This is a genomic window from Pedobacter sp. MR2016-24 (assembly GCF_026239655.1).
Classification (GTDB): Bacteria; Bacteroidota; Bacteroidia; order Sphingobacteriales; family Sphingobacteriaceae; genus Pedobacter.
Genome location: NZ_JAPIVO010000002.1, coordinates 524,359 through 538,589, shown reverse-complemented (window position 1 = coordinate 538,589; position 14,231 = coordinate 524,359). Strand labels below are relative to the sequence as shown.

Here is a 14,231-nt window from a genome sequence, read left to right as displayed (position 1 = left end):
AGCTGCGATTACTACAGGCACCGCGATTGTTGTTGGTACCATAGTTGAAGATGTCGCCTCAGCTGGCGTAGGTATTCTAGATGATGCAGCTAGTTTTGCCCTTGCATACAGAATTGTTAGATTAGCATATATGTTATAAGTATTAAATATGGCCACTCACTTTTTTTCAAAAAGCCCAAGAATCATGGGTTGGTACAACGAAGCTGCATCAGTAAAATTTAGCGAACATTTTTATGATTTTATGGACAGGAAGGTGGTTACGTTATTTAAACTGGGAACAGGTTTATCCCCCTCGGCACAAATTACAATCACAATGGGGTCACAGGACCGGGGTATTAAATTTTATGAGGTAGAAAATGAGCTGTCACGTATAAATATTGTTCTTTATATCGCTGATGGCATAGGCCATGAGATCAGTTTTTGCTGGAAATCAAAGTCTGGCAAGCTTATATCTATTGCTGACGAAGAGTTTGACGAAGAGGATCTGGAATGTTGGATGGAAGGACTAACACCCAAAAAATATTACGAGGAACTCGCAGCTGATGTTGACAAGAGAGCTCCTTTCAAGATGAAAAATCTTCCCTTTGAGTTGGAAATCAGGAATTATGCATATACTATGCATGTATATGTGACAATTAATGAAAAAGGACTGTTTAACTCAATTAGCGAAACGTTGAATCACATCTTCTTGAAATTTAACCAATTGGCCGATGAAAGAGAAAGAGGAAAGAATGCAGGTCCCATCCTGCAAGCGGTCCATAACTGGAAGATTGAACTTGAAAAAGACGGTCGTCTGCTCATTTATATTGATGCAGCCAGCCCTGATATCCTAAAGAATTTAATGAAAGGGCTTGCGCAGTATCAACAAGTTACCAAAGTAGAAATGGACCTATGTTCATAAAGAGCGCGATATTGGTTCCCTCAAACCTGAGTACACTTAAATCCGGAAATCTACAACAGAATTAGTCTCACCACGCTCAATTTTAGAAATAATATTTCAGGCGGCCCGACAAACTATTGGCTTCATTTTCAGAAACAGGTTCGATCAAACAACTCATCTGAGATATACTCTTGTAAATTTGCGCTTTGTATATCAACTTTTGCTGGGTTATAATAACATGTCTAATGTTCCAAATAAGATTATTGTAAAATCCATCTGGAATTTGCTAAGTTGGGCTAACGAATGCTTTGAGTATAGTCTCCATTTAACTAAATCTATTTTTTTAATTTATTCTCAATAACTGAGTTTTTATATATCCAAGTGAAAACAGTGCGAAGTGCTTTACGATACAGGCAGACCTATATACTTGTTAAAAAATCCCCCTTTTTGCTTGAAAATTCTTAAAGATATGATTTTGCTTAACAGCACCCCTGGTCATTCTACTACAGGATTCCATGTTGAACATGAACCCGGATTTTCCATCTGCTCTCCCCAGTCATTCATCGCTTTTAACACCGGAATCAGCGTTTTTCCCAATTCGCTTAGTTCATACTCTACCCGCGGTGGCTTTTCCATATAACTTTGCCTTATGATCAGCCTGTCCTCTTCCAGCTCTTTGAGTTGCTTTGACAGTATCTTTCGGGAAATATCGGGCATTTGCACCGCTAGTTTACCAAAACGAATTTTTACACCGGTAAATATCCTGATCAATACGATAGGTTTCCATTTACCGCCAATGTATCCCATCGTGCGTACGACGGCGCAGTTGTCGGGGTTTTGAAGTGCTTTTCTCATTAGTTACCTTTATGTTACCACTAATTGCCTTTAGTTACATTGGCGTAACCACCAATATCCGGCAGATTCCAGAATGACTGGTTTGGTTTTAGTTTCTTTGCGAAACAAAAGTAAACTATTTTCAAGACTATGAATAATCAAAAACAAACGGATCAAAATCTTGCAGGTAAAATCGCACTGGTAACTGGTGGTACAAAAGGAATAGGCAAAGCCATTGCAGCCAGATTGGCTGCGGCAGGTGCTACCGTGATCGTTACGGCACGTAATCAGCCTGCTGAGGCGGGGTTACCTTATCTTTTCATTGCGGCAGACCTGTCCCGGCCGGAAGATGTAACCCGGGTAGCGGAAGAAATTACCGCACAATTTGGCGGCGTAGATATCCTGATCAACAACATGGGCGCAAACACTTTTCCGGGAGGTGGCTTTGGTACACTGAATGATGAAGATTGGAACCAGGCATTTCAAGTCAACCTATTTTCCTCTGTCAGATTGGACAAAGCGTTACTTCCCCATATGCTGACTCGCAAAAACGGTGTTATCATTCATATCTCGTCTACCACCGGACAATTCCCGATATGGGAATCTACCATGGCATACACTTCGGCCAAGGCTGCCCTGAATGCTTACAGCAAAGCGCTTTCTGATGAGGTGGCGCCACAGGGTGTGAGGGTAGTAACGGTATCACCCGGACTGAACAAAACTGAAGCCATGTCCAACTTTCTTAATGACCTGGCGAAAAACGCGGGAATTTCTGTAGAAGAAATGACGCAAAATCTATTCAACCGGGTGGGCGGTGTACCCCTCGGCAGAATGGCCCAGCCGGAAGAGACAGCAGAACTGGTGTACTTCCTGGTTTCTCCTAATGCATCTTATATCACAGGTACAAATTACCATATCGATGGAGGGAATTTTCCAGTTGTCCGGTAACTTTTTATCAAAAGCAAGGAGCAGAAGTAAACTTACTCCAGTGTAGGACAAATATGTGTTGGTTTAGGGTTAACATAGGGTTGGTATAGTGTTTTACTATTCCAACCCTATAATGCTGCCTATATCAACCCCTCCTAAATATGCAGTCAACCCTATTATAATACTCATATTAGCACCATGGTGCCCGCAAACAATTTGCCATATGAAACAAAGACAGTACTGGTTGCTATCCAGTATCCCGAAGGAATTCCTGAACTTCGGCCTGAAGGCTTTTTCCGGCATCGGAAAACAGGATCTGCGTAAACATTTCATCAAACCGAATAAACAAGACGCCGTTAAAGGTGAATCCCCTCAGCTGAAAACAGATTTCAGCAAACTGGTGGTGCCGATAGAAATATCCCTGAATAAACCTCGGATTTCGTTTCTATAGCAGCACCAAAATCATGACTGACCTTGAACAAGGCCTCTTCATTACTTACATTTTTTATAGTACCTAACAATTAGCGGGCAATACACGAAAGTTTATATGCAACCATAACTTTGTCTTAAATATACGAATCCGGGCATATGGCAGTATGAAACGATATCGGATGAAGGGAAAAAAAATAGCCCTCGCAATATCAATTTGATTACTAACCGGCAATGAATTACAAAATGTAAAATTATATAATTAAAAAATTTAATATGGAATCACAGAAAAAACGAATTTTAATTGTGGGCGGTTATGGCATGGTTGGAAGTAACATCGCAAGACTCATCAGACAAGCTGATCAGCATATCGAACTTATTCTTGCAGGCAGAAATCCGCAAAACGGAATAGCTTTAGCAGAGGAATTAAATCATTCAGAAACAGCCTATATCAATCTCAAAGAAGGCTTCGAGCTAAGTCAATTTAAGAAAATTGACCTGATTATATCAGCAGTAGATGATCGCAGCAATATCTTAAGAGAAACTGCTATCTTAAATGGCATTGCATGTATTGCTGTAAGCGAATTAGGGGATCAAATTTCTCCCACAGCATTTCTAGGCCTTCACAAAACGATTCTTGCGCCTGTTGTATACGCAGGTCATTGGCAAGCGGGAATATTAACCCTGATGGTCAGGCAACAAGCGAATAAATTCAGTCAAATAGAAACTATCGAACTTGCAGGATTATATGACCCAAAAGATAGCGTAGGGCCGCTGGTGGCAAACGAAGTGAGTGGTTTTGTTGGTGAGGCGCTCATTCGCAAGGGCGGAAATTGGCTATCATTACAAGCAAAAGAAAACCCGCGAACTATTGATTTGCACAATCATTCATCAGCAACAGGTTACCCACTCAGTACGCTCGATGTTCCGAGCATAGCCGCTTTTACGAGTGCGAAAAATATTCGATTCGACTTTATTACAGGGGAATCTATAGGGACTAGTAAGGGCGTCGAAGCTTCTCATGATTTATACATTATCATTGAGGGCACACTACTATCCGGCGAAAAAAGGAAACTCAAAACGATTTTATCCGGCCCAAAAGGGAATTCGCATCTCACAGCCGTGGGCGTATATTTAATCACAGAAAAGATATTGGGCTTGAATGGACAATCTGAACAACAAACCGGGGGTTTGTATCTTCCGGAAACTATGATCACCACTGATCATATCAGCAACCGGTTAGAAGAATTTGGAATCGAAATAATTGAAGAAACCTGGGAAAGTTTGTAGAACTTAATCAGTGTATCTGAGCAACATTTAACAATTCACAAAAGGATGGTATTTATGTAACCGTGACAAGGGAAATTACTATGATCATTGCGACGTCTGGCGCTTCGAAAATGGAAAAATTGCAGAACTGAAAGCTTTGTCATTGAAAAAATCCTGACAAATGAATTGTTAAATGAAACTGCAGGTGGCAATTGAGCCTAATGCGTATAGCTATGGCTATACGCATTAGGCTCAATTGCTGATCACAAGGACGGTAAACATCACATCAACTGCATACAGATTTCTACTTCATCACGCAGTGCCCCGAACATGCTGGTGGCAGAAAGGACAGATGCATCTTTAGAAATCTCTATTTCCCGGGCCAGTTTAGCGAGTTTAGGCAGCCCGGCCGACACCGCTGTACCATAAACTTTATGGCCTTCAGCCGATATCTTTTCTTTTTCATTCCTATCTATAGCCGTCTGAAGCACCGATAAAGATTGCCTTAACTGGATTTTGGTGAGTGACAGAATCTCAGCGAGGATCAGCGCATCATCACCAATATGTCCGCGTAAAATTTCAGGATTAAAATGCTGCAGATCTTCAGCTTGAACAGCACTAAAAGTATCTTCAAATCCCTCCAAATGCAACCACTTTTTGAGGATCTGTATGACCGTATCTTCAATCACGGGTTTCACTACAAAGTCATCCATGCCAGCATTTACACATCTCTCACGCTCGTCTTTTACGTTTCCGGCGGTCAAAGCAATGATGGGTACCCGGTTGCCACCAGTTTCCAGATTCCTGATGGCAGTAGTAGCTTCGTAACCATTCATCTCTGGCATTTGCACATCCATTAAAATCAGGTCTGGCATGGCTGTCTTAAAATGTTCTATGGCTTCTACGCCATTTCTGGCTTCAATCACTTCTGCATTCGCCGCTGCTCTTGAGATAATTGTTTTTGCCAGGAGCATATTTACCGGGTTATCGTCTGCCACAAGAATACGAATGGCTGCTTTTGTGATTTCCACTGAAGTATCTTTTACAGCAGAAGATTGAGGTTTGTCTTTAAGTAATACATGCGATAGCAATGCATACAATTCCGTCATTTTAACTGGTTTTACCAATCTTGAATTGACCTGCAACTCCTCACACAGACGAATTATTTTTTCATCATCAGCAGAGCTGAATAGCAATACAATTGGCTGTAAGCTTTCACTATCACCGAAACTCTCCCGAATCTGACGGATTGTATCCAGGCCATCCAGATATGGCATATGATAATCCATCAGGATCACATCAAAATGTTCCCCTGACGCTAAAATCTGTAAAGCCTCAAAACCATTTTTAGCTTGTGTACAAATAATCCCTTTTAGCAGGAGCATTTCTTCAAGGATCGTCCTGTTGTTCATATTATCATCCACTATCAGCACCTTCTGTATCCAGCTGATATCTTCCCACACTTTGGCTTCACCTTGCTCACACTGCATCCATACCTCAAAAAAGAATTCGCTTCCCTTTCCAAGGATCGTATCCAATTCAAGCTTGCTGTTCATCAAGCCCAGCAGTTTATTTGTAATTGCCAGACCTAAGCCCGTGCCTCCATATTTTTTTGTGGTAGAACCATCTTCCTGGGCAAAGGCTTCAAATATTTTTTCTTTTTTATCTGCCCTGATCCCAATTCCCGTATCTCTCACGCCAAAACGGAACAGAGACCGGTCTGCCTGTTGCTCCAGTACCTCAATTTTAAGTTCTATTTCGCCCTTCTCGGTAAACTTTGCCGCATTGCCAAGCAGGTTAACCAAAATCTGTTTCAAACGTACTGAGTCTGTCCATATAAATCTTGGCAGATCTGGAGGCAAATGCAGCAGCATCTCTAACCCTTTCTTTTGTACTTGATAGGAAATGATGTCGGTCGCCTGCCCGCTGATCTCATACAGGTCACACTCCTCTATGTCTAATTCCAACTTACCCGCCTCAATTTTGGAGAAATCCAGGATATCATTGATAATACCCAGCAGCGCGTTAGCAGATTGATTAACGATAGAAAGGTATTGTAACTGTGTATCATTGAGCTCGGTCTTCAGCACCAGATCTGTAAATCCGATTACTCCGTTTAAAGGGGTTCGGATTTCATGGCTCATATTAGATAAAAAGTCTGATTTGGCTATGCTGGCCTGCTCTGCTGCCAATTTTGCCTGAGCTAACTCATTGCGCTGCTCTATAGCTGAAGTAATGTTTTGTGTAAAGATCATCATTCCTCCAATGCTGCCGTCTGCTGCAAACCAGGGTCGCATCTCCCAGGTGATGTATTGCTTTTGCTGGCTATCAACAGGTATAAAAATATCTTCTTCTTTCCGCTCTATTTCACCCTGGAGAATTCGCTGATGCCGCTGCCTGCCCTCAATAGTTATAAAAGAAAAATAATCATAATATGAGCCGCCAATAATATCTTTACCTTGAAGACCATAATCCTCCAGCCAGCGGTTGCTCACTGCAATATAGTTCATATTTTTATCCAGCATCGCAACTGCGGCAGGTGCATGAGTGGCAAATGAAGAAAGAATTGCTCTTGACCGCTCCACCTCTAACTCTGTTTTTTTTCTGCGGTCTATATCCTGAAAAGAGCCATACAGTCTTACGCATTTACCATCCTCAAAAATCGCGTTTCCCATTGATTTTACCCAGATTTCATTGCCCGTATAGGTAACAATCTGCACTTCTATATCCCATGATTTGCCATCAGCAATTGCCTGGTTAATGGCGCCAATTATGCTCTCGCGACCTGAACCTTCTTTATAAAAATTGATTCCGGTTTGCAGGTCCGGCTCAATTTCTTCCGGTAAATCATGAATTTCCCTTGTGACTTGTGTCCAGTAAACTTCTTTTGTAGAAAGATCAAGTTGCCATCCACCAACCCTGGCTACCTGATTGGTTTGCCTGAGCATTTCAGATAACTGTGAAAGACGCATTTCCATTTTCTTGCTTTCTGTAATATCCAAGGCATTACCGATCACATAGGGATTTTTACCAGGCCTTTTTTCCAGTACATTATTAAAAAGCAGCGTTTTTAAGCTTCCATCCTTATGGATGACCAGCATTCGTCCGGCTCCGCTGCCGGTTTTCGCTATATGATTCAGATAAGTACTCAGGTAAACGTGCCGTTCCGCTGGAATGATATCAAAAAGACTCATTTTTATTAGCTCAGCTACGCTATAACCCATAATGGTTGCACCCGCCTGATTGACTGATGAAAAATTACCATTTAGGTCGTGGGTACAGATAAGGCCCTGGGAGTTTTCAACTACGGCTCGCAGATCAGCTTCTTTTTCAGCCAGTTTCTCCTCGCTTTCCCTGATTTGGGTAACGTCTCGTCCCACAGCAAATAAGTTACCTGTATTTTCCTCTGGACTGATAACCCATTGAAATGTCTTGTAATTGCCAGATGCGGTCTGGAGACGATGTTCAAAATTAATAATTGATTGCCCTTTTTTCAATTTTTCCATTTCGGCAACAGTACGCAACTCATCCAGCGGATGTACCAGATCAAAAATCGTTTTTGCTAATATCTCTGCTTCAGACCAGCCTAATATTTTATTAAAAGCCGGATTTACTTTTCTAAAAAAACCATCCGTGCCTGCTACGCAGATGAGGTCGTTAGATAACAAGAACAGCTTTTCAAAATTCCTTAGCTCTTCCTTCAATCTTCGTTCAGTGATCAATTGCATCACCTCCTGGCTTAGCAAATGTAAAGCTTCCTTTTGCTGGTCATTAAGACGGTTAGGCTTTCTGTCTATTACACATAGCGTACCTATCTGATATCCGGCAGGATCGATCAGCGGATATCCCGCATAAAATTTCACGTGAGGATCTTGCGTTACCAGCGGATTATCTCTAAACCGCTGATCTGTATCTGCGTCAGGAACTTCAAAAAGCACTTTATCCATGATGGTATAGTGACAGAATGCAATTTCTCTGGAAGTTTGATCGATATCTAAACCAACTTTTGATTTAAACCATTGCCGATCTTCGTCTACTAATGTAATCAGTGAAATTGGTGTCTGACAAATTATGGCAGCGAGGGACGTGATCCTGTCATACTCCTGCTCAGACAGCGAATTCAGAATTTCATAGTTTTTCAACGCCTTTAAGCGGTCTTGTTCATTTGCTGGCAGCACTAACTTATCCATAGGCAGAAATATTTAAAGAGCTTAATTTAACTAAAAAATATAGCATTCAACAATATATATATAGGACAGGTATGTAATGCCTGTTTCTCCTAAAAAGCAAGCTTAATATGGTGGATATGGCAATACTTTTTTGTACATGTAATGAAGTGCCTGATGCTGTAATTGATTTTTAGAGACAAGATATTATGATTTTTGCATCCATCACTTGACAAGTGTAGCTTTACACCTTACAATATTAGCATGATAAAGAGTTTTAAGCACAAAGGGCTAAAAGTGCTATAGGAGGAAGGGGAAAACTAGTAAACTCCCTGCCGATCAAATCAGGCACATAAAAATGATGTTAGAGGTCGTCGACAGCGCCCAAGAAGTACCATTTCCGCAGCTTGTCCTAAAGATAATTTACCCGATTCATAGAGTTTTGCCGCCAGGCAATCTAACTGTACTCTGATGATCAGCCACTAGAAAATCAGGCACACTGATTGTCATTGTTGTCATGGGAATGAATTTGTGAAATAAAAGGGGTTTTTAAACTCCTCTTGATACTACTTGCAGATAACCTCCCCTTGCGCATCCAAAATCCTGACTACCTTATCAAAAGAAAATCCAAAAACTCCTTCACGTCCCATCATTACTAATGTTGATCCTACTTCAGGTCCTGTATGCGTAGCGCAATTGTTTTTATCGTCAGGTGTTGTATTTGCAGCAGCATATACCCAAAATGTCTCCTGCCTCCCATCGAGTTCAATGACCCAGTACCTATGGTGAAAGTTTTTACCATGACTTTCGCCAAGCCCTATTACTTTTGCGTGTTTTTCTATTGGGGTTTTGTTAATCAGATATCCAGAAACCAATATCACTTTGTAGGGAACATATAAAGCAAATATAGTCAATATGCTGAGTCCAATTACAGTCACTACTTTGTTCCAGAGACTAAGCACCACCCAACCAGTGGCAGACTCTTTTTCTGTATTGCCTTTCATGATCCATTTGAATTTAGGATCAAAACGGTACACAATAGCAAAGAGTGAAAACGCGTAAATGGCGAGAATGATTCCAACAAGCAGATAATTTCTATCCCACAGGAGTTCAGAAGCCCACAGCGCATCCTTTGCAGTAAAAAAGGCCATTAAATAGAACGCTGGTGCGGCAACCAGACTAAAAAACTTCCTGTAGATCAAATCGAAAATCATCAGAGCCAGGAAGATCCAACAAAATGAAAAAATAACTATTGAAAGGGGGAATTCATTGTTCATGCTGAGCCTCAATACCACTTTATTAAATATGTAGTGATAAAAAAGAAAGGTTCCAAAGCCAATAACAGAAACAGCTGTAAGCAATTTTTTCATGTTGGTTCAAACTTACATTCCAGTTAGCCGCAAGTGATGGGTCTTCACGTCAGCATCTGCTATCATCGTCCTGAACTCGGCTGTACTTTTAAAAGCCATTTGCGGTAAGATCCTGGATTCATAACTCACTACAAAGGAAGTTTCTTCAAATGGCCAGGGATTAACCTGCAATCCCTCACCCACTGCATGCATTTCGTAGGCAGTTCCATCCGGGCCACTACTGATTTCAATCTTACGTTGTTCTGGCTGTATCTGCTGCTGGCAGATGAGCAAGGAAAAGGCATCACAGAATTCAAGCAATTCATATCCCCTGCGCACTTCCTCCTGGCTGCTTTGAGCTACGTTGATCCACTTCTTTTCCCGCTCTCTGAGCGCTTTGATAAAAGAGGCAGCTTTAGAATCCGGACCATGGACAAACTGAATATGCCTGGAGATTAAAAGTGCAATATAAGCACTCTTGGTTTCTGCCATGGCAATGAGCCGGTCGGCATATTCTTTTTTAAAACTGGTGTTTTTGAAATTGACAGGTCCTCCGCTCGGGTTCAGTAAATCTTCATTCTCAAACTCATTGTATACGTCATCATGCTCAGCGGTCGCGATGAGCGTATCTACCCACCGTTCAGGCTGGTCATTCTTTTTCCAGTGTGCACAGATCTGCGCGGCAAGCAGCCCATGTGAGCGCTGGGTAATAATTTCCCATCCAGATTCGGTGTAATTTACAATCATATTTCCTTGATAATTATACTGCTGTTTTGAGTACTGCCCTGCGACTCATAATCTTCTGCACGAGTTTTTCTAATCTCGCATGATAATCTTCCCGCAGCCAGTCGGTATAGTTCTTAGTTACTCTACCAAGACATTTACCATATTGTTTGATTCTCCAGTCAATTTCTTTTGTCAGTTCTTCGGTGAGTTCAAGAGCCTCCAAAACAGTCGCGCTGTTATCTACACACATCAATGCATGCTGACGGATTGAATCCCTGATCACAATGTTTGCCTTCTGCCCGCTTTCTACGGCCGCCTGATGTGCTGCCTGCACGTCAAAAGAGATCTCCCTGCTGTTTGGAAATTTACTGCGCATATCAGAAGGCATCTGGTGTGCCTCATAACTGGTTTTACTGGTCAGCATTTCATGATAGGCCTCCGGATTTTCAAAAACGTGTTTCCAGTCTACCGGCGCAGACCATTCTCCGAAACGGTCAGTATTGTTACCCAGGTCAATAATGCTAAAGGTTTTCTTTTGCGGTAGTCGCCTCGAGGCCCTGCCGATCATCTGATGATAAAGTGTAAGTGAGGTAGTTGCCCTGTTCAGGATTACGGTTTGAATAGAGGGTTCGTCAAAACCTGTAGTCAGAATGGAGACCGAAGTAAGGATGGCTCCTTTTGTTTTTTTCAGCCACTTCAAAATCTCTGCTCTTTCAGTAGCACTCGTCTTATTGTCCAGGTGTTTGATGGGATAACCTAAAGCTGAAAAAACTTCCTCTACTTTCCGGGAAGTGAAAATTCCATTGTTAAAGATCAGGGTCTTTTTATTTTTAGCATGCGCTTCATAAGCATGGACCAGCAAATCGAGCATGGCTTGCGAGGTGTATAATTCATCAGAAGTACTTACGGTGAAATCTCCATGAAGCCCGGTTTTTAAGGTATTCAATTCCACATCGTACCTCCAGGTAGAAGGTTTGGCCAGGAAGCCCTGCTCAATCAAAGAACCGATTTCAGCGCCAACCACCAGTTCGTTGTAGTTTTTACGCATGGGCAGGTTGATGTCTGAACTGAAAGGGGTAGCGGTAACACCAATCACAGCAGCGTTCTTAAACTTTCCAAGCAGCTTATGGAATGAATTGTGGTGCGCCTCATCTACAATAACCAGACCCACATCATCCACGTTAATCAAGCCCTCATTGATCCGGTTTTTCAGGGTCTCTACCATGGCCACATAACAGCCATAACCATCTTTCCTGGATATCTTTTTAACGGCACTGTTGATGATCTTATTACTGATGGCCGTCATCGATAAAACTGCAGAAGTTTGCCTGCACAGCTCTACCCTATGGGTAAGTACGATTACTTTTTTGTTGTATTTTTTGATGAACCTGCCGGCGATCTCCGAAAATATAACCGTTTTACCCCCGCCTGTAGGCAATTGGTAAAGCAGACGATGATTGCCCGGATTTTGTTCCAGCTTTTCGAAAAGGAGCGTAATATCACTTTCCTGATAATGATATAATTTTTTCATGAAGCTACAACTACGAATTCTGCCGAAAGTTTGTTCCCGGCATAAATTAAATTGCATTTAATTTCATTCCAAGGTGATAGGGATAAATTTACCCCTATGGGAATAGCTTTTCCGTACTTGTAAACAACTGAAATACTGCTGATTATTGTATGATAAAAAAGCAGAAGAAATGAAAAGCAATTTTGACATCAGTACAGAATTAACAGGAAAAATAGCATTAGTGACTGGCGGAACTAAAGGCGCCGGAAAAGCAATTGCAGAACGACTTGCAGCTGCGGGAGCCCGGGTAATCATTACAGCAAGAAATCAACCTGAGGAAACAGACGAAAGATTCCATTTTATTGCGGCCGATCTGAGTACGGAAGAAGGAACGGGAATCGTAGTGCGGCACATTGAACAACACTTTAGAGGGATCGATATTCTGGTGAATTCTATGGGCGGTTCTGAAACGCCTGGCGGCGGTTTCGCGGTTTTGACAGATCAGCACTGGACAGACACGTTACAACTCAATTTAATGGCACCAGTGAGATTGGACAGGGGCTTATTGCCTTTTATGCTGGAAAAAGGTTCCGGAGTGATTATACATGTAGCTTCTACACAGGCAAAATTACCATTATACGATTCTACGTTACCTTATGCTGCCGCAAAAGCGGGATTGCTCAATTACAGCAAGTCACTGTCAAACGAAGTTGCCAGAAAGGGGGTGAGGGTGCTCACAGTTTCACCAGGCTGGATAAAAACGACGGCATCTGTGAGAATGATGGAGCGGATAGCAGAAAGTTCAAATATCACGATAGAAGAAGCCACACAAAGTGTAATGGACGCGCTGGGCGGGATACCAATGGGCAGACCTGCAGAACCTGAAGAAGTAGCAGAATTGGTAGGTTTTCTGGTATCACCACGAGCCGCTTATTTAACGGGTACAGAATATATCATTGACGGCGGCACCATAAGAACAATATAAAACACTATAAACAACCAATAAACTTAGAAAAATCAGCATAAAAATCTATCACGACCCTACACCTAAGCGGGCTTACACTGCTCTTGCTTCGAGTTTGGTTTGGTCAACTTTTAAGCGTGGGTTATTTAGAAACACCTGCTGTAAATGGTCGAAATGATCTGCGCCCCAATTGCCAATAACCGCAATAACGGGTAAAATGCTTTCACCAATATCGGTTAAACTATACTCCACCTTCAGTGGCAGCTGATTGTAAATAATTTTAGAGACCATTCCCTGTGCTTCCAGTTCATTCAGTTGTATGTTCAATACCCTGCGTGAAGCACCGGGAATTTTCTTTTGCAGCTGACCCGGACGGACTACCCCCTGAGAAATGTAATACAGTAAATGCATTTTCCATTTACCTATTAAAACCTCGCGTGCCATCTCCATTCCACAATCAATATCAACAGGAATTTTTCTCTCGTACATAGCTGATCAATTTTTGATTAAAAATAAGGCTTTGCCACTTCATATTTCCACACCACCAGGTTCCAATCTTCCACCCCATCGTTATATACGCCCAGGATCTCAAATCCTAACTTCTGATGTGCCTTCAGGGAGGTTGTATTTCTCACAGAAATCTCAGTTACACAGAGCTGATACTGACCAGCAGTCACCTCCTTTGTTTGCTGATACAACTGACGGATCAATCCCCTGCCCCGGAAATCTTTGTGTACACAAACTTGTCCGCCCACTATGAACTGGTAATCCATCAAAGGTTTGCCCTGGTAAGTCCATTTCCTGAATTCCTGGAACATCGGTATCAGACTTGGCAACTCCTGTTCCATATCACAGGTCATACCCAGATTATAACCCACAACCTTATCCCCGCTAAGTGCAATAATCTGCGGTGCAGTAGCAGCCATTAACTTCAATATACGCATATCATGCGCAGCAAATACAAACCCTTCTGTCAATTGCTGTGCTTCACTTATACTGGTATAATGGTTTTGTTTTTGCAGCTCCAAAATCTGCTCAAAATGTGCATCTGTAGTAGCTACCTCAAAAGTAATTGACCTATCCTTATTTCTCTCTTCCATCAGTAAAAATCTTACAACAAAAATAATATCTTTTGACTCAACAGCAGGGCTTGCAACCTGATAATTTATACAAAAAG

The 14,231-nt window shown here is 41.8% G+C and carries 12 protein-coding genes; 5 read left to right on the top strand and 7 right to left on the bottom strand.

Annotated elements, in window-relative coordinates; genetic code table 11:
- Nucleotides 1–148 precede the first annotated feature (148 nt).
- Nucleotides 149–901, top strand: coding sequence for a hypothetical protein (locus OQX62_RS06520; RefSeq protein ID WP_265830621.1), 753 nt, complete (start codon nucleotides 149–151; stop codon nucleotides 899–901).
- Nucleotides 902–1,375: 474 nt separating this feature from the next.
- Here the strand turns inward: OQX62_RS06520 and OQX62_RS06515 are convergent, their stop codons facing one another.
- Entirely contained in the window at nucleotides 1,376–1,735 is a 360-nt protein-coding gene (locus OQX62_RS06515) for a winged helix-turn-helix transcriptional regulator (protein ID WP_265830620.1), read from the bottom strand.
- 129 nt (nucleotides 1,736–1,864) lie between these two features.
- On the opposite strand from OQX62_RS06515, the gene OQX62_RS06510 reads away from it, so the two are divergent.
- From OQX62_RS06510 to OQX62_RS06500, 3 genes are all read left to right on the top strand, one after another.
- Nucleotides 1,865–2,662 carry an SDR family oxidoreductase gene (locus OQX62_RS06510; RefSeq protein WP_265830619.1) on the top strand — a complete coding sequence of 266 codons (798 nt, stop codon included), beginning with the start codon at nucleotides 1,865–1,867 and terminating at the stop codon, nucleotides 2,660–2,662.
- Nucleotides 2,663–2,864: 202 nt separating this feature from the next.
- Nucleotides 2,865–3,092 (top strand): hypothetical protein, encoded by a 228-nt coding sequence (locus OQX62_RS06505; RefSeq protein ID WP_265830618.1) that lies wholly within the window; start codon nucleotides 2,865–2,867, stop codon nucleotides 3,090–3,092.
- A 254-nt stretch (nucleotides 3,093–3,346) separates the two neighbouring features.
- Nucleotides 3,347–4,360 carry a hypothetical protein gene (locus OQX62_RS06500; protein ID WP_265830616.1) on the top strand — a complete coding sequence of 338 codons (1,014 nt, stop codon included), beginning with the start codon at nucleotides 3,347–3,349 and terminating at the stop codon, nucleotides 4,358–4,360.
- A 260-nt stretch (nucleotides 4,361–4,620) separates the two neighbouring features.
- Here the strand turns inward: OQX62_RS06500 and OQX62_RS06495 are convergent, their stop codons facing one another.
- The 4 genes from OQX62_RS06495 to OQX62_RS06480 form a co-directional block, all read right to left on the bottom strand.
- A complete protein-coding gene (locus tag OQX62_RS06495) occupies nucleotides 4,621–8,529 on the bottom strand; it encodes a PAS domain S-box protein (protein ID WP_265830615.1) in 3,909 nt (1,302 codons plus the stop codon).
- Nucleotides 8,530–9,071: 542 nt separating this feature from the next.
- Entirely contained in the window at nucleotides 9,072–9,719 is a 648-nt protein-coding gene (locus tag OQX62_RS06490; protein ID WP_265830614.1) for a hypothetical protein, read from the bottom strand.
- Between the two features lie 168 nt (nucleotides 9,720–9,887).
- The gene (locus OQX62_RS06485; RefSeq protein WP_265830613.1) at nucleotides 9,888–10,601 is read right to left on the bottom strand and encodes a DUF3891 family protein; all 714 of its coding nucleotides are present in this window, start codon (nucleotides 10,599–10,601) and stop codon (nucleotides 9,888–9,890) included.
- Between the two features lie 13 nt (nucleotides 10,602–10,614).
- On the bottom strand, nucleotides 10,615–12,111 hold the full coding sequence (locus tag OQX62_RS06480; RefSeq protein WP_265830612.1) for a DEAD/DEAH box helicase: 1,497 nt from the start codon (nucleotides 12,109–12,111) through the stop codon (nucleotides 10,615–10,617).
- 169 nt (nucleotides 12,112–12,280) lie between these two features.
- Here OQX62_RS06480 and OQX62_RS06475 point away from each other — a divergent pair, with 169 nt between their 5' ends.
- Nucleotides 12,281–13,075 (top strand): SDR family oxidoreductase, encoded by a 795-nt coding sequence (locus OQX62_RS06475; protein WP_265830611.1) that lies wholly within the window; start codon nucleotides 12,281–12,283, stop codon nucleotides 13,073–13,075.
- 72 nt (nucleotides 13,076–13,147) lie between these two features.
- Here OQX62_RS06475 and OQX62_RS06470 read toward each other — a convergent pair whose 3' ends face one another.
- Nucleotides 13,148–13,543: a winged helix-turn-helix transcriptional regulator gene (locus OQX62_RS06470; protein ID WP_265830610.1), complete on the bottom strand. Its 396-nt coding sequence runs from the start codon at nucleotides 13,541–13,543 to the stop codon at nucleotides 13,148–13,150.
- Between the two features lie 17 nt (nucleotides 13,544–13,560).
- Nucleotides 13,561–14,154: a GNAT family N-acetyltransferase gene (locus OQX62_RS06465; RefSeq protein WP_265830609.1), complete on the bottom strand. Its 594-nt coding sequence runs from the start codon at nucleotides 14,152–14,154 to the stop codon at nucleotides 13,561–13,563.
- Between the last annotated feature and the right edge of the window lie 77 nt (nucleotides 14,155–14,231).